This window comes from Pseudomonas sp. TWR3-1-1 (assembly GCF_049896545.1).
GTDB classification, from domain to species: Bacteria; Pseudomonadota; Gammaproteobacteria; order Pseudomonadales; family Pseudomonadaceae; genus Aquipseudomonas; species Aquipseudomonas weihenstephanensis.
Window position 1 is genome coordinate 151,400 of sequence record NZ_JAFCUO010000006.1, and the last position, 15,214, is coordinate 166,613.

Sequence of the window (15,214 nt, forward strand, 5' to 3'; positions counted from 1 at the left end):
CTGACCCAAGGACGCTGACAGTTGCAACCGTCGGCCTAACGCACCACGATCCCGCGTTCAGCCATGTACGCTTTGGCCTCAGGCACGGTGTATTCGCCAAAGTGGAAAATACTCGCCGCCAATACTGCACTGGCGTGACCTTCAAGGATGCCGTCAGCCAAATGCTGCAAGTTGCCGACGCCGCCCGAAGCAATCACCGGGATACCCAGCGCATCGCTGATGGCACGGGTGACGCCCAGGTCGAAGCCGTTCTTCATGCCGTCCTGGTCCATGCTGGTCAGCAGGATCTCACCGGCACCCAAACCTTCCATCTTCATCGCCCACTCGACCGCGTCGAGGCCGGTTGGCTTGCGCCCGCCGTGGGTGAAGATTTCCCAGCGCGGAGTTTCGCCCGGCTGGGAAACTTTTTTCGCATCAATGGCGACCACGATGCACTGCGAACCAAAATGCTGCGCCGCTTCGCCCACGAATTCCGGGTTAAACACCGCCGCGGTATTGATCGAGACTTTGTCCGCGCCCGCATTGAGCAGGTTGCGAATGTCCTGAATACAACGTACGCCGCCGCCGACAGTCAGCGGGATAAACACCTGGCTGGCCATGCGTTCCACCGTGTGCAGCGTGGTGTCACGACCATCGACGCTGGCGGTGATGTCGAGAAAGGTAATCTCGTCAGCGCCTTGCTCGTCGTAGCGACGGGCAATTTCGACCGGGTCGCCCGCATCGCGAATATTTTCGAACTTGACGCCCTTCACCACCCGGCCGTTATCCACGTCCAGGCAAGGGATGATGCGTTTGGCTAACGCCATGACGTTCTCCTCAGGCCTTGTAGCTGTCGCAGAAGGCTTGCGCTTCGGCCACATCCAGCGTGCCTTCATAGATTGCACGGCCGGTGATGGCACCGACGATACCGGGTGCCTTGGCGTCCATCAGGGCCTTGATATCGCCCAGGTTATGAATGCCGCCCGAGGCGATCACAGGGATGGTGGTCGCGGCAGCCAGTGCTGCGGTGTAGCTCACGTTGCAACCCTGCATCATGCCGTCTTTGGCGATATCGGTATAAACGATGGCCGACACGCCGTCCGCTTCAAAACGCTTGGCCAAGTCGATCACTTGCACGGTGCTGACTTCTGCCCAGCCATCGGTGGCCACGAAACCGTCTTTGGCATCCATACCCACGATGATTTTGCCGGGGAAGGCACGGCACGCCTGTGCCACGAACTCAGGGTTCTTCACCGCTTGGGTGCCCAGGATGACGTAGCTCACGCCCGCTTTGACGTAGTGTTCGATGGTTTCCAACGAGCGAATCCCGCCGCCGATCTGGATCGGCAAATGCGGGTACAGCTTGGCAATCGCCGTGACCACTTCGCCATTGACCGGCTGGCCTTCAAAGGCACCGTTCAGGTCGACCAGGTGCAAGCGGCGGCAACCGCCTTCAACCCATTTGGCGGCCATGCTCACCGGGTCATCGGAGAACACCGTGGAATCTTCCATACGGCCCTGGCGCAGACGTACACAGGCACCGTCTTTAAGATCGATAGCGGGGATAATCAGCATCTGGCAAACCTTTAAATTCGGGAGTCAGTGACTCGGAAATCAATTCTTTTCGAGCGCCCACACGTCGCTTTCGATGCTCTCGAACCTCTCTTTGAGGTGCGCCTGCACATCGAAAATCGCGCGATTGTAGTAATGCGGCGCGATTTCACGCGTGAACAGCTCAAGGATTTCAGCCGCTTCGAACGAACCCAGGTCCAGTTCGAAACGGTCTTCCATAAAGCGTTTGATCTTGCTGTTGGCTTCGTTCTCTTGCTCGGGGGTGAGCGTAAGAATCGGCGGCTTTTTGCGAGGCGCCATTACCAGCGACCGTCCCAGGCCACGAAGTTTTCCAGCAACTGCAAGCCGTGGGTATGGCTCTTTTCGGGGTGGAATTGCACCGCGAAGCGCGAACCTTCGGCCAGCGCCGCCGCAAAGTCGACGCCGTAATGCCCGCCACCGACCGCTTGGCGAGGATTGCCCGCCGCAATGTAGTAGCTGTGTACAAAGTAGAAACGCGCCAAGTCCGGGATGCTGTGCCACAGAGGGTGATCGACCTTCTGTTGCACTTGGTTCCAGCCCATGTGCGGCACCTTGAGGTGCTCGCCGTCTTCGTGCAGGTCCTTGCCGAAGAACTTCACTTGCCCCGGGAACAGACCGATGCAGTCCACGCCGCCGTTTTCTTCACTGCTGTCGAGCAAGGCTTGCATGCCCACGCAGATGCCGAGAAACGGGCGGTCCTGACTGACTTCACGCACCAGCGAATCGAAGCCCAGACGACGGATCTCCGCCATGCAGTCGCGAATTGCGCCCACACCGGGAAACACCACGCGGTCCGCTTCACGGATAACGTTGGCATCGCTGGTAATCAGCACCCGACCGGCGCCCACGTGCTCCAGCGCCTTGGCCACCGAGTGCAGGTTGCCCATGCCGTAATCGATTACCGCCACGGTCTGCATCAGAGCACGCCCTTAGTGGAAGGCATTTGCCCGGCCATGCGCTCATCCAGCGTGATCGCCATGCGCAGCGCACGACCGAAAGCCTTGAACACGGTTTCGATCTGGTGGTGGGTATTGGTACCGCGCAGGTTATCGATGTGCAGCGTCACGTTGGCGTGATTCACGAAGCCCTGAAAGAACTCCTGAAACAGGTCAACGTCGAAACCGCCCACGGTGGCACGGGTATAAGGGATATGCATTTGCAGGCCAGGGCGGCCAGAAAAGTCGATGACCACACGCGACAGCGCCTCATCCAGCGGCACATAAGCGTGCCCGTAACGGGTCATGCCTTTTTTGTCGCCAACGGCCTGGTTGAAGGCTTTACCGAGGGTAATACCCACATCCTCGACGGTATGGTGATCGTCGATATGCAGGTCGCCTTTGCACTCGATGTCCAGGTCGATCAGCCCATGCCGGGCGATCTGGTCGAGCATATGCTCAAGAAAAGGCACACCGATATCGAATCGGGCCTTACCGGTACCATCCAAGTTGATCGAGGCTTTGATCTGGGTTTCCAGAGTATCGCGCTCGACTGACGCCTTACGTTCGGCCATCACCAGCTCCGCAAAATCATTGGGCGAAAAAGGTGGCCATTATAGGCACGGGTCTGACAAACAGAAACACGATATGACTGACGGAACGCCCGCTGACGCCTAGCAGCTGCTGCAGGCGGCGTCCGGCGGCGAAGCCGTCGTAAACCCACTCACCGTGCCCGCAGGCAAAAAACAGGCTTCACTGAGAACGGGCCGCTGATGTCCGCCCCTGTCACTTATGACAGTTGCCAGGCGATATGAGTGCGCATAATTTCAAAACCTCTATCCAAGGAGGAACGTGACATGAGCATTGACAGAATTGATAGTCTTATTCTTTTCACCGAAGGTGAAACATTTGAATGGTGTCGCCGAGGCCAGACTTTTAAAAAAGGGGAATTTGTCCGATTTGGCATTTTCAAAAGCGACTTTGAAATGGAGAAAAAGTTTCACGAAGGAAGAATCCATCTGAAAACCGATACCTTCGACAGTGAAGAAATTAAAGACACGGACACCATACTGCCCAGCAAAGCTTTAATAGAGATAGAAAAGGAAATCACTCGCTCCGCCACAGAGGCGTATGACGCGATCAAGCATAACTTTGCAGCTGAAGAAAGTGCGGTAAACAAGGCAAATACAGCATTTAAAAAGTTTAGAACAACAGAAATTGAAAAGCTTAAAGAAGAAATTTCGGATGAATTTTCACCTGAATATGAGGAAGCACTTAGAGACTTACCGTTTCAACCGGAATATACATCGTTGCAACGCGCCGTTAGCGCTTCTGAAAATGCACTTAAGGCCAAGGCAAAGCCTTATCAAGCTATCATTGATCGGTATAACTATGTATCTAACCCCAGTAACATGCAAAACGCAATTGACCAAGCCGTCACTCAAGCAGTCGCTGACAAGTTAAAAAGCTGGAAGTGGGAGGATCAAGGTCTATAAAAACTGGTATAGCCAACACGTCCCAGGCAGTCAATAACAAACAACCGGCTGCCTTGTTCAGGAGAAGCCCAACCTAACGTCAGCCGATCAGTCAAACGTTCTATAGGCGCGTTCGGGTTAAACATCTGCGACCACGTGCGCGCCTACAAGAGAGCGTTTTAACTTAGCTGATCGGCGTTAGGCATTTAGCGTCTCTTTTAATACCCATGCCCCGCTTTAATACAACTATGCACGCCCTCTACTCAACACGTCATTGCACAGAAACACGGGACTAATAAGGTGGCCATTACAGAGAGCCGTCAACACCTTGCCCTGACGCGTAGCCGCTGCCGCAGGCGGCGTCCGGCGGCGAAGCCGTCGTAAAACCAGAGCGCTCTGTTCGCCGCCCTCAGGTTTTACGATCGCTGCGCAATCGGACACCGCGTCCGGCAACTGCTTACAGGTGCGCGAGAGCCTTAGTGAAACAACACCGCTGTTTTCTGCACCGTGACCCACACGCCCCACAGCAGTGGAATACCCACAGCCAACCAGGCGGCGACCGTCAATGGCAGGCTGCCCGGTGCGGCTTTCCATTCCAGCGAGGTGCTGGCATCCGCCCCTTTGTCATGCCCCAGCGCCTGCTCGGCTGCTAACTGCGCATCGGTCATGAAGTATTTGTCAGCCACCGGACGCACCAGCAAGTTGCAGATAAAGCCCAACACCAACAACCCCGCCAGAATGTACAGCGTGATGTCATAGGCAGCCGCACGCTCAACGCCGATGCTCAACTGGTACTCACGCAGGTAGTTGACCAATACCGGCCCCAATACTCCCGCCGCCGCCCACGCCGTCAACAAGCGACCGTGGATTGCGCCGACCATCTGGGTGCCGAACAGGTCGGCCAGGTAAGCCGGCACGGTGGCGAAGCCGCCGCCGTACATCGACAAAATGATGCAGAACGCTGCCACAAACAGTGACACGTTGCCCAAATGCCCCAAGTTCGGCACCAGCGCGTACAACGCAAAACCCAATGCAAAGAACACAAAGTAGGTGTTTTTGCGCCCCAGGTAGTCCGAGAACGACGCCCAGAAAAACCGCCCGCCAATATTGAACAGGCTCAGCAGACCGGTGAAACCGGCAGCAATGGCCGCGATTTGTGCCAGTTGCGCGGCGTCCAGTTGGCTGAAGGTCAAGTCATTGCCCAGCAGCTTGCCCGCAAACACTTCCTGCAACAGCGGCGAGGCCATGCCCAAAATGCCGATCCCGGCCGAAACGTTCAGGCACAGCACCAGCCACACCAACGCAAATTGCGGGGTTTTCCAGGCCACGCTGACGTGGACGTGACGCTGGGTGATCATCGCATTGGCAGCTTTTTTTGCAGGCGCGGTCCAGCCCTCAGGCTTCCAGCCGGTCGGGGGCACGCGATACGACAACGCGCCGCCGATCATGAACACGAAATAAATCGCCGCCATCACCAAAAAGCTCTGCCACACGCCCACGCTATCCGGCCCGGCGAAGTGGCCCATCAAGGCCGCGGCCAATGGCGCACCGACCATCGCGCCGCCGCCAAAGCCCATGATCGCCATACCGGTGGCCATGCCGCGCTTGTCCGGGAACCACTTGATCAAGGTCGACACCGGCGAAATGTAGCCCAGGCCCAGCCCGATGCCGCCAATCACCCCGGAACCCAACCACATCAGCCAGATCTGGTGGGTATAAATGCCTAACGCTGAAATCAGCAAGCCGCCACACCAGCACATCGCAGACACCACGCCAGCCTTGCGCGGCCCGGCGTGCTCAAGCCAGCCACCCCACACGGCAGCCGAACAGCCGAGGAAGATAAAGAACAAGGTGTAAATCCAGCCGAGCATTGAAATCGGCCAGTCGCACTGCGACGAAAATACCTGCGCGATAAAGCTCATGTCCGGCGCGCACGCCACCGGCGCGGTCACGCCCAGCGCTTTGGACAGCGGCAACCAAAACACCGAAAAGCCATAGGCCATGCCGATGCACAAGTGGATGGCCAACGCGGCAGGCGGAACCAGCCAACGATTAAAACCGGGTTTTGCGATGATGCGCTCCTTGGACAGGAACGCCGGCTGTGAGGCAAGGCTGCCCGCAGCGGTGCTGGTGCTCATTGGTGTATCCCCCATGAATAAAAAAGCTTTCCAGGCACACTCAACCCCCGACTTTGGCGCCATGCAGCGCGCAGTCTTGTTATTGGCTTGAGTTCCAGGCGCGACAATGCGCCGCAGACGGCCCGAAAAACAGGCGCAGATTACCATTGGGTCGCGGGAGAAAGATCAAACTGATGCGGTCTTTTTCGGCAAAATTGATCCTATTTTTCGCGCTCAAATCTTTTCACGTGTCTACACCGCGTAGCGCAGAGGTGATGCACCGAACGTGGACACACCACGTATCCAACTCCAGTCGGCCGACACGTGGCGCTATACTCTGCGGCTAACTTTAAAACTTACCTTCACACAGACCTACAAGGACCCGCCCATGAAAGCGTTCGGCAAAATCCTGGGTCTGGTGCTTCTCGGATTGTTGCTGATCATCGTGGCTTTGGGCTTTGCCCTGAGCCATCTGTTTGATCCCAACGACTATAAAGACGAGATCCGCCAGATAGCCCGTGACAAAGCCCACATTGAGCTGACTCTCAATGGCGACATTGGCTGGAGCCTCTTCCCTTGGCTCGGCCTGGAACTGCACGACGCCAGCGTGGCGACCCTCGCGGCGCCGACCAAACCGTTCGCTGACTTGCAAATGCTCGGTTTGTCTGTGCGCGTGCTGCCGCTGCTGCGCAAAGAAGTGCAAATGAGCGACGTACGCGTTGAAGGCCTGAACCTGCGTTTAACCCGTGACAAAGACGGCCACGGCAATTGGCAAGACATCGGCCAGCCCGCACCTGCGAGCGCCAGCGCTCAAACACCGCCAGCCAGTACGCAACCAGCGCCGCAGGCCAAGCCCGACACCTCCAGCCAGCCGATCAAGCTCGATATCGACAGCCTGACCGTGAACAACGCACGGGTGGAATACAACGACGAGCGCAACGGCCAGCAGTTCAGCGCTGAAAGCATTCAACTGAGCACCGGCCCGATTCACGAAGCCACCAGCACCCCGGTCAAATTGACTGCGTTTCTGGGCACCAACAAGCCAGTGATGCGGGTCAAAACCGAAGTCGACGGCAAACTGCGCTTTGATCGCGTGCTCAAGCGCTACCAGTTCGAAGACATGAAAGTCACCGGTGAAGCGTCGGGCGAGCCGTTACAGGGCAAAACCGTCACCTATGCAGCCCAAGGGCAACTTCTGGTTGATCTGGCAGCGAACGTCGCCGAATGGAGCAGCCTGAAGATCTCTGCCAACCAACTGCGAGCACTGGGCGAACTCAAGGCCCACAGCCTGGATACCACCCCGCAAATCAGTGGCGGCCTGTCGATTGCCCAGCTTGATCTGGCCAAGTTCCTCGACAGCATCGGCCACACGTTGCCGCCGATGGCACCGGGCAGCCTGAGCACGTTTGAGCTGGTCAGTCGCCTGTCAGGCACACCTTCGAGCCTGACCTTCGACGAACTGAACCTCAAACTTGATGGCAGCACCTTCACCGGCCGCGTGGCCGTTGAAGACTTCGCCAAACAAGCCCTGCGTATTCAGCTCAAAGGTGACACGTTCGACGCAGATCGCTACCTGCCGCCTAAAACCGCAGAAGCCGCCAGCGCCACCGCCGCACGCCAGGCCCAAGTGCAAACGAGCGAAGCCGGTGCCCTGGCCGCGTCAGGCGACACGCCACTGCCTGCTGCGCCGACCAAAAGCGGCTGGAGCACCGCCAAGCTGATTCCTGTCACGCGCCTCAAGGCACTGGACCTGACGGCGGACATCAGCTTTGGCCAACTGACCGTGAGCCAACTGCCGATTCAAAACGCTGCGCTCAAGGCCAACAGCAAAGACGGCCTGCTGACCCTCGAAACCCTGCGCGGCGATTTGTACAAAGGCAACTTCGCCGCCAACGGCAGCCTCGATGTGCGCCCGATGCTGCCCTTGGTGAACCTGCAAACCCACATCAACAACGTACCGGTGGAAAAAATCCTGCAAAGCCAGGGTCAAAAACCTCCAATCAACGGCTTGTTGACTCTCAACAGCAACGTGACAGGCAGCGGCAACAGCCAGAACGCGCTGATTGAAAGCCTCAACGGCACAGCCAACTTCGTGCTCAACGACGGCGTGTTGCTCAACGCCAACCTCGAACAGCAACTGTGCCAGGGCATTGCCACACTCAACCGCAAAACCCTGAGCGGCGCGCCACGGGGCAAAGACACACCGTTCAAGGAACTCAAGGGCAGCCTGATTTTCCGTAACGGCGTGGCCAGCAACCCGGACATGATCGTGCGCATCCCCGGCATGACCGTCAAAGGCAATGGCGACATCGACCTGCGCGTGCTGGGCATGGACTACCGCATCGGCATCACCGTCGAAGGCGACAAAGGCGCCATGCCTGACCCGGCCTGCCAGGTCGGCAAAAACTTTGTCGGAGTCGAACTGCCTCTGCGCTGCCGCGGCCCGTTAGAACTGGGTGCCAAAGCCTGCCGCCTCGACAAAGAGGGCTTGGGTAAAGTCGCCGCCAAAGTGGCCGGCAACAAAATCAGCGACAAACTTGAAGAGAAACTCGGCGACAAGATCAGCCCTGAACTCAAAGACGCCCTCAAGGGGCTGTTCAAGCGATGAGAGATGAGCAGTTCGCAAGCGTGGTGCTCGACTGGTTCGATCGCCACGGCCGCCATGACCTGCCCTGGCAACAGGGCATCACCCCTTACCGGGTGTGGGTCTCGGAGATCATGTTGCAGCAAACCCAGGTCAGCACTGTGCTGAACTACTTCGACCGGTTCATGGCGTCATTGCCCACGGTCCAAGCACTGGCCGCCGCCCCCGAAGACGAAGTCCTGCACCTGTGGACCGGGCTGGGTTACTACACCCGCGCCCGCAACTTGCAGAAAACCGCGAAAATCATCGTCGAGCACTACGCCGGTGAATTCCCGCGCGATGTCGAAAAACTCGTGGAGCTGCCCGGCATCGGGCTATCCACTGCGGGCGCGATTGCCAGTATCAGCATGGGCCTGCGCGCACCGATCCTCGACGGCAACGTCAAGCGCGTGCTGGCACGCTACACCGCGCAAGAGGGGTATCCGGGCGAACCCAAGGTGGCCAAACAGCTGTGGGCCACTGCCGAGCGCTTTACCCCGCACGAGCGCGTCAATGCCTACACCCAGGCCATGATGGACATGGGCGCAACGCTGTGCACCCGCAGCAAACCCAGCTGCTTGCTCTGCCCGCTTGAAAGCGGCTGTGAAGCCCATTTACTGGGCCTTGAGACGCGCTACCCGATCCCCAAACCACGTAAAACCATCCCGCAAAGGCGCACGTTGATGCCGATGCTGACCAATGGCGAGGGCGCCATTCTGCTTTACCGTCGCCCCTCGACCGGCCTGTGGGGCGGTTTGTGGAGCCTGCCCGAGCTGGATGACCTCAACGACGTAGAGCATTTGGCGCTGCAACACTCACTCAAGGTGGGCACGCAACACCCCATGCCCGGCCTGACCCACACCTTCAGCCATTTCCAGCTGGCCATCGAGCCGTGGCTGATCCACGTCAAGGAGGCTGGCCATCACGTGGCCGAGGCCGATTGGCTCTGGTATAACCTCGCCACCCCGCCGCGCCTGGGCCTGGCGGCCCCGGTCAAAAAACTGCTCAAACACGCAGCCGACCTATTGAACGCAGGAGAGTCGTCATGACCCGCACCATCATGTGCCGCAAGTACAAAGAAGAACTGCCCGCGCTGGAACGCCCTCCGTTTCCGGGCGCCAAAGGTCAGGACATTTTCGATCACGTCTCGGCCAAAGCCTGGGCAGACTGGCAAAAACACCAAACCCTGCTGATCAACGAAAAGCGTTTGAACATGATGAACGCCCAAGACCGTAAATATTTGCAGGGCGAGATGGACAAGTTCTTCAGTGGTGAAGAATACGCGCAGGCAGAAGGCTATGTTCCGCCAAGCGAATAAACCCCGGTTTTAAAGGGTTTGGTCCGTAAGCGACGGTAATAATTAAATATTTTTCAAAAAAGTGTTTGACGACTTATCGAAAAAAGCTTCTAATGCGCCCCGTTGCCCAGATAGCTCAGTCGGTAGAGCAGGGGATTGAAAATCCCCGTGTCGGCGGTTCGATTCCGTCTCTGGGCACCAAAATACCGAGAAACCCCAAGGAACAATGTGTCCTTGGGGTTTTTTATTGCCTACGATTTAATGGGCTCTGGACCATTTCTGGACCAAGCCACTTCGCACCTTTCTTTGACTACCCCTCCAACCAATTCCTAAGCCATCTCCCCGAAAGCAAATGCTTTAAGACGGTTTCGAAGAAACAACAGAGGGCCCGCCTAAGCTCGCTCGGGAGAGTGGCAACACAGTCCGCCCCAGCAGCACCCTCCCGTCTCCCAAACCGCGCCACAGGGGCTCTCAGCACCTGCGCCAGAGTGCTCGTTTCGACACCAACAAAAGTCACGCGGTACGCGCGCCGTCAAGCTGCGGCCCATCGGTAAAACGCTCCATCGCAACCCCCTCCATGCGCAAGATGTACAGAAAACTGGCCCCTATCCTAATCCAGGGGAAATACATAGGATGAAGTAGGCATGATTAGCTTTGTTGTGACATGAAACGACGGCCTGGAAACGCAACCAGTAACAGGCGGAAAAAATCCAAACCCCTAGCTCCAGATACACCGCTGCAAGCCAAATTTTTCCCGTACCCAAGCCGTAGAAAAAACTGCGGAACGGCTTTCGCCGGTGATAGACCCTCACAGGATTGTCAAGGAGAGGATTTGATAGCATTCTTGCCGACGGGGAAATATCGTAAAAATTTAAGTCTGAAAACGGACATTAGATATTAGTTTAAAAATGGAGCGGAAATGACAAACGAGCAAAATGGCACTCTGACCGAGAAAAATGAAGACAAAAAAATTGCCGAGTATAAGTTTGTCATTTCTTATGACGCAAAAGACAAATCACTATCCCATCACGAAATAAATGCTAAGGAGTTGGGAGAAGCTATCCTTGGTATGAATAACTTGATTGAGGAAACAGCCAAAGCAATTGGCTCAAGTACCGAAAATGTCCAACTAAAGGTAACTACTCCTGTCAAGAAAGGCTCTGTCGAGGTGGTTTTCGCATTACTGGCAGACCCAGACGTAGCTTTAAAAGTTTTAGCAACACTAGGATTTGCAGCGCAAGGAGCGGCAATTGCCAAAGCCGCACTGGTTGAAATGGTGCAAAAAATCGGAAACAAAAAAATCACGAACATAACGATTGATGGCGATAGCGAGGAAGCCAAAGTAACAACTGATGACGGTACGTTTGTAATGGACAAAACCGTGGCTAAATTAATAGCCAACAAACGGGCGCGAGAGTCTTTGCACAAAATTATTCAAGCGCCGCTCATCGGAAAACCCAATGCAATTTTTAAAGTTCTAGATAAAAATGAACTACCAGTCTGGACTGCACAGGAGGAGGAAATTAACGACTACAAACCTTTACCTGCTGGAACACTAGAAGAAATCTCGATAGATAGAGAAAAGATCAACGTTAGCTTTTCTCAGATAAATTTTGACTCAAGCAAAGGATGGCGAATCAAAAACAAAGACCATGAAGAATATCCAGTGACGATGAAGGATAAAACATTCCTGGACAAAGTCAGACAAAACCAGCAAGCGTTCAAAAAAGATGACTTATACGAAATAGATCTAGAGGTAACAACGACTTCAAGGCCTACGAGATCTACAGTTGATCGTGTAGTTGTTGAGGTGACACGCCACTGGGCAAGCGGTGACAGACGTCAGGTTTGACATTGATATGTGGACTGAAAAAGACATCGCATGGGCGGCTTTATATCTGAGCCTAATATTACTGGCACCAGCCACGTACAAATTCGCTCGCGTTTTTTTTAGATATATATTCAATCGCTTCATATCTGACGAAGACGTCATTTTGATCTACGCCCAGAATGGAGTAATAACATACAAAATAAAAATCAGCAAATACTCTGATGGTAGAATTGTAAAAACTCTTTTGAGTTTAGATTCGGAGACACATAAGGATGAGTGAGCAAAGCAACTCTGGGCTAACTCAACCGGGGCTTACCGCAACCGTTAGTATCGCTCTCATATCCGTACTTACAATCTGCGCACCTGAAAGTATCTCTTCAGATATGCGACAAGCAGCTTCCGCACTAATCGCGGTCATTAGCCCGTTCATCGTTGTTCTACTTATGAGAGCATTCCATAAGATGAATATCGACCCCGAACTTATTAGAACAGTGTCGTACCTTGAACGAGACCTTGAGTTCCAGAAAGACCAACTCAAGGGCAAAGATCTCCCAGACGAAACTAGAAAAATAATTGAAGCGAACCAACGTTCAACTCTTGAGAAGCTATCAACAGCACATCAAGACTTTTATGGCGGAAAGCTGAAAGCTAGAAAGGTAGAAAGGTACGATAACATACTAAGAGCCCAGCCGATCGCTGGGCTCTCGAATATGAAGCTTTTGCTTTTGGGGGTTCGAAAACTAATGCCTAGTAGATTCCTGACTCGACAGATCAGCGAGATCAAATCCATGAAGCTTCCCAGAAGCCTTTATGGTTATATTTATCTCGTCGGTATGGATCGCCAAAATTTCTCCGACTACAGTGAGTGGCAGCAATTTTGCGTGCTTTACAAGGCTATGCTAGGCCTCCAAGGACAGGAAGAGTTCGAAATATTGGCCGCCCGACTCATCGGCTTCATAGAGAGGTGCAGGCCAAAACCTGGAGACACCACTCTAAATCCAAGCAAGGCACTGGCAAAAAAAGAGCGACGCCGTTTGAGCCGGGAAGGCCCCAGTAAAGCAGAACGCCACCTAGCAAAAGAGTTGCGTAAAGCGAAGCCATCATCGAGCAAAACGATTGAGGACTGGAACGCATCACCACGAATTGGTCTCGGTATCCAAAGCTCCCTACCCCCGTCCCCCAAAACTAGACGCGATCAAGTGAAAATAGATGCGCACACCAGCCCTTCCAATCAGACCGACCCGTCTCATATCTTGTACGTCGCCGGATGGACAATGGCATTTGATGAAGAATGAGGCGATGTGTGTGTGTGTGTAAATACGTCATTGAATATCATCTCAACAATCACCTGATATCCTCCTGTTGCCGCTGACCGAAACTGAGCCCGCGCAACCCTCTCGCCTCCCTTGGCACGCCACTGGACCTCTGAGCACTCTCTACCGCCTTTGGCACCCCCAGACGCTTGCCAAGTCACGCGGTATGCGCGGCACGGAGGAGCTGCGGCGTGCTTCCAGTATCGAAAAACAAAGCTATCGAACGGCACCCCACCTCAAATGAAAAGCTCAGTAGCGCTGACCCTTCCTTTTAGCTCAAGCCAATGGGCTCCCTCAAACAACAATACCTCTCCCGCCTCGAACACTTCATTTTTATTAAAACCTCGAACTGCTCGGACGGTTGCGCTGGTGTCTGCCGCTTCACACATGACTAAATAACATGGGCATCCCGCCTGTAGCAGCCGCGCATGGCGCAGACGCTCGTCAGCTCCCAAACTACTCGATTGCAGGCTTTCGTCAAAAATCCAGATGTATCGTTTGCTGCCGATTCTTTTGGTGCCATCCTGCCAAACACGCAGAAAAATCACACCATCAGAATCTCTGACGCTGCCCCACGACCAGCGCGGGTTGTTGAGAGAAGCGCCAAGCTTTTCAAAAAATCCAGATAGCGTCATGTACTGGTGTCCTGATAAGCGAAAAAGGGATAATTGATACGCTGCTGCGTTTTTTTCATCTGCACAGCTAACATCCTTTTACACGCCCTAACTTTTATGGATAAAATCGAAATTTAAGGGTAACTCAATTGAGAAATTTATGAGTGAGCTAGCTGCGATTGGATTGCTGATAGTAGCGATATTTTTTGGATTAGTCATGTTGGGAAAGGCCAAAGGAAATCCCGACCCTAAGAGCATGTCTGTTGACGCGATAAACTCAAGGATAAACTCTGAGCAAAGATGGGTGGAGAAATACTTAGCTTTACCCATGAGCAATCAAATTGGCGAGGCAATTAACAAACAGTATCGAGGCAAGAAGATATTTATCTTAGAACTCCGAGTTGAACTCCTGACAAGACAGATTGCTCAAACCGGCCAAAGAGAAGAAGAAACAATGGCTCCTTCATTCAGAAAAATTATCGAGCTAATGAAGTCAGGAGTGCCCGAAAACGAAGCTGTCGCCCTGGTAAAAGAGGAACTTAAAAATAGCGAGGCAAGGTGAATAATTACGGAAAAATCAACGTCGATGCACTCCTGCCGGATGCAAGTCATCTGACAGGAATGCTCGCCTTGGCACCAAGACAGCACGTTAAAAAATCACTAACAAACTCTAATACAACCCTGCCCCCTTGAGCGTTGCAAGGCAGTATTCCAAACGTTTAACTCCTTTCACCGCCTTGAACAATTGATTACTTCTTGCGTGATTTTTTGATTCATAGCTACGCATCGCGGGCTGTGTAACGACCGCTGTCGCCCTCGCCAATATGCGCCCCAGAACCTTAACCCGTCCGTGTCTTTCTTTAACTGCAAAAAATGGAAGCCTATAACTATAAAAACTATGGAAAACCATTACACCAAACGCTTCCGGAAAGACTCGAAATATCGACTCCGCAATAACATCCCGCTTAACAGTCAAATCAATCGCTTCACGCATCTCTGCATTAACCAATTCATAAATCATTAAATTTTGCATTTTTGACACCTCATTCACACTGGAACATTTAGATGTTCCTATCACATCATCCAACAAATGAATAAAAATAAAAAGCCTCTGAAGTTCAAGACAAAACTGCTTCCGACTATTCCTCCTTGAAAGTCCTGAGCAAACCGCCGTATTTACGAAAAACTCACGCAGATATATTTCTATGATCCCTACACTCTGTCGGGTGAGTATTAAGGAAATATCTATGTGCGCATGCAAAAACCCTTGGATTTCCAGTGCCGTTGATACAGGCCGAAACATCCCTGACCTGCGCGTTCAAACCGCCATCAGTATCTACGATCTGCTCTGCACGTTTTGCCGCGAAAAGTAGGCATTTAAACCGCATTCATACTAAAGCCCACGTTGCACAGGCTTCATAGCCTTAGCGTCGTTAA

15 protein-coding genes and 1 tRNA gene are annotated in these 15,214 nt (G+C 53.9%); 8 read left to right on the plus strand and 8 right to left on the minus strand.

What is annotated here, in order from left to right; all coding sequences use genetic code 11:
- Positions 1-35: 35 nt before the first annotated feature.
- The 5 genes from hisF to hisB are packed head-to-tail and all read right to left on the minus strand — an operon-like array spanning position 36 to position 3,082.
- Positions 36-806: an imidazole glycerol phosphate synthase subunit HisF gene (gene hisF, locus ACP7A4_RS14970; RefSeq protein WP_048400703.1), complete on the minus strand. Its 771-nt coding sequence runs from the start codon at positions 804-806 to the stop codon at positions 36-38.
- A 10-nt stretch (positions 807-816) separates the two neighbouring features.
- A complete protein-coding gene (gene hisA / locus ACP7A4_RS14975; protein WP_059761739.1) occupies positions 817-1,554 on the minus strand; it encodes a 1-(5-phosphoribosyl)-5-[(5-phosphoribosylamino)methylideneamino]imidazole-4-carboxamide isomerase in 738 nt (245 codons plus the stop codon).
- Positions 1,555-1,593: 39 nt separating this feature from the next.
- Positions 1,594-1,851, minus strand: coding sequence for a DUF2164 domain-containing protein (locus tag ACP7A4_RS14980; protein WP_048364627.1), 258 nt, complete (start codon positions 1,849-1,851; stop codon positions 1,594-1,596).
- Positions 1,851-2,489 (minus strand): imidazole glycerol phosphate synthase subunit HisH, encoded by a 639-nt coding sequence (gene hisH / locus ACP7A4_RS14985; RefSeq protein ID WP_203303141.1) that lies wholly within the window; start codon positions 2,487-2,489, stop codon positions 1,851-1,853. Before hisH ends, ACP7A4_RS14980 begins: the two co-directional genes overlap by 1 nt.
- The gene (gene hisB, locus ACP7A4_RS14990; protein WP_019411757.1) at positions 2,489-3,082 is read right to left on the minus strand and encodes an imidazoleglycerol-phosphate dehydratase HisB; all 594 of its coding nucleotides are present in this window, start codon (positions 3,080-3,082) and stop codon (positions 2,489-2,491) included. The genes hisH and hisB overlap by 1 nt, the downstream gene beginning before the upstream one ends.
- Before the next feature lie 282 nt (positions 3,083-3,364).
- Between hisB and ACP7A4_RS14995 the strand changes: the two genes are divergently transcribed.
- Positions 3,365-4,003 (plus strand): hypothetical protein, encoded by a 639-nt coding sequence (locus tag ACP7A4_RS14995; protein WP_426247636.1) that lies wholly within the window; start codon positions 3,365-3,367, stop codon positions 4,001-4,003.
- 455 nt (positions 4,004-4,458) lie between these two features.
- On the opposite strand, the gene ACP7A4_RS15000 is transcribed toward ACP7A4_RS14995, so the two are convergent.
- Positions 4,459-6,120, minus strand: coding sequence for an OFA family MFS transporter (locus ACP7A4_RS15000; RefSeq protein ID WP_426247638.1), 1,662 nt, complete (start codon positions 6,118-6,120; stop codon positions 4,459-4,461).
- Positions 6,121-6,487: 367 nt separating this feature from the next.
- On the opposite strand from ACP7A4_RS15000, the gene ACP7A4_RS15005 reads away from it, so the two are divergent.
- The 6 genes from ACP7A4_RS15005 (at position 6,488) to ACP7A4_RS15030 (ending at position 13,145) form a co-directional block, all read left to right on the plus strand.
- Positions 6,488-8,707: an AsmA family protein gene (locus tag ACP7A4_RS15005; protein ID WP_426247640.1), complete on the plus strand. Its 2,220-nt coding sequence runs from the start codon at positions 6,488-6,490 to the stop codon at positions 8,705-8,707.
- Positions 8,704-9,771: an A/G-specific adenine glycosylase gene (mutY, locus tag ACP7A4_RS15010; RefSeq protein ID WP_203303143.1), complete on the plus strand. Its 1,068-nt coding sequence runs from the start codon at positions 8,704-8,706 to the stop codon at positions 9,769-9,771. Before ACP7A4_RS15005 ends, mutY begins: the two co-directional genes overlap by 4 nt.
- On the plus strand, positions 9,768-10,040 hold the full coding sequence (locus tag ACP7A4_RS15015) for an oxidative damage protection protein (protein ID WP_048364633.1): 273 nt from the start codon (positions 9,768-9,770) through the stop codon (positions 10,038-10,040). The genes mutY and ACP7A4_RS15015 overlap by 4 nt, the downstream gene beginning before the upstream one ends.
- 104 nt (positions 10,041-10,144) lie before the next feature.
- Positions 10,145-10,220, plus strand: a tRNA-Phe gene (locus ACP7A4_RS15020).
- Positions 10,221-10,938: 718 nt separating this feature from the next.
- Positions 10,939-11,871, plus strand: coding sequence for a hypothetical protein (locus tag ACP7A4_RS15025; protein ID WP_426247643.1), 933 nt, complete (start codon positions 10,939-10,941; stop codon positions 11,869-11,871).
- A gap of 440 nt (positions 11,872-12,311) precedes the next feature.
- Complete coding sequence (locus ACP7A4_RS15030) at positions 12,312-13,145, plus strand: hypothetical protein (RefSeq protein ID WP_426247645.1); 834 nt, start codon at positions 12,312-12,314, stop codon at positions 13,143-13,145.
- Positions 13,146-13,399: 254 nt separating this feature from the next.
- Here the strand turns inward: ACP7A4_RS15030 and ACP7A4_RS15035 are convergent, their stop codons facing one another.
- Positions 13,400-13,798, minus strand: a complete 399-nt coding sequence (locus tag ACP7A4_RS15035) for a hypothetical protein (protein ID WP_426247647.1) — start codon at positions 13,796-13,798, stop codon at positions 13,400-13,402.
- A gap of 139 nt (positions 13,799-13,937) precedes the next feature.
- Between ACP7A4_RS15035 and ACP7A4_RS15040 the strand changes: the two genes are divergently transcribed.
- Complete coding sequence (locus ACP7A4_RS15040) at positions 13,938-14,339, plus strand: hypothetical protein (protein WP_426247649.1); 402 nt, start codon at positions 13,938-13,940, stop codon at positions 14,337-14,339.
- Between the two features lie 108 nt (positions 14,340-14,447).
- Here the strand turns inward: ACP7A4_RS15040 and ACP7A4_RS15045 are convergent, their stop codons facing one another.
- A complete protein-coding gene (locus ACP7A4_RS15045; protein ID WP_426247651.1) occupies positions 14,448-14,810 on the minus strand; it encodes a hypothetical protein in 363 nt (120 codons plus the stop codon).
- Positions 14,811-15,214 lie beyond the last annotated feature (404 nt).

Bases quoted from the DNA above. Each gene is read 5' to 3' on its own strand.
- hisF (WP_048400703.1), bottom strand. From the start codon at position 806: ATGGCGTTAGCCAAACGCATCATCCCTTGCCTGGACGTGGATAACGGC.
- hisA (WP_059761739.1), bottom strand. From the start codon at position 1,554: ATGCTGATTATCCCCGCTATCGATCTTAAAGACGGTGCCTGTGTACGT.
- ACP7A4_RS14980 (WP_048364627.1), bottom strand. From the start codon at position 1,851: ATGGCGCCTCGCAAAAAGCCGCCGATTCTTACGCTCACCCCCGAGCAA.
- hisH (WP_203303141.1), bottom strand. From the start codon at position 2,489: ATGCAGACCGTGGCGGTAATCGATTACGGCATGGGCAACCTGCACTCG.
- hisB (WP_019411757.1), bottom strand. From the start codon at position 3,082: ATGGCCGAACGTAAGGCGTCAGTCGAGCGCGATACTCTGGAAACCCAG.
- ACP7A4_RS14995 (WP_426247636.1), top strand. From the start codon at position 3,365: ATGAGCATTGACAGAATTGATAGTCTTATTCTTTTCACCGAAGGTGAA.
- ACP7A4_RS15000 (WP_426247638.1), bottom strand. From the start codon at position 6,120: ATGAGCACCAGCACCGCTGCGGGCAGCCTTGCCTCACAGCCGGCGTTC.
- ACP7A4_RS15005 (WP_426247640.1), top strand. From the start codon at position 6,488: ATGAAAGCGTTCGGCAAAATCCTGGGTCTGGTGCTTCTCGGATTGTTG.
- mutY (WP_203303143.1), top strand. From the start codon at position 8,704: ATGAGAGATGAGCAGTTCGCAAGCGTGGTGCTCGACTGGTTCGATCGC.
- ACP7A4_RS15015 (WP_048364633.1), top strand. From the start codon at position 9,768: ATGACCCGCACCATCATGTGCCGCAAGTACAAAGAAGAACTGCCCGCG.
- ACP7A4_RS15025 (WP_426247643.1), top strand. From the start codon at position 10,939: ATGACAAACGAGCAAAATGGCACTCTGACCGAGAAAAATGAAGACAAA.
- ACP7A4_RS15030 (WP_426247645.1), top strand. From the start codon at position 12,312: ATGAATATCGACCCCGAACTTATTAGAACAGTGTCGTACCTTGAACGA.
- ACP7A4_RS15035 (WP_426247647.1), bottom strand. From the start codon at position 13,798: ATGACGCTATCTGGATTTTTTGAAAAGCTTGGCGCTTCTCTCAACAAC.
- ACP7A4_RS15040 (WP_426247649.1), top strand. From the start codon at position 13,938: ATGAGTGAGCTAGCTGCGATTGGATTGCTGATAGTAGCGATATTTTTT.
- ACP7A4_RS15045 (WP_426247651.1), bottom strand. From the start codon at position 14,810: ATGCAAAATTTAATGATTTATGAATTGGTTAATGCAGAGATGCGTGAA.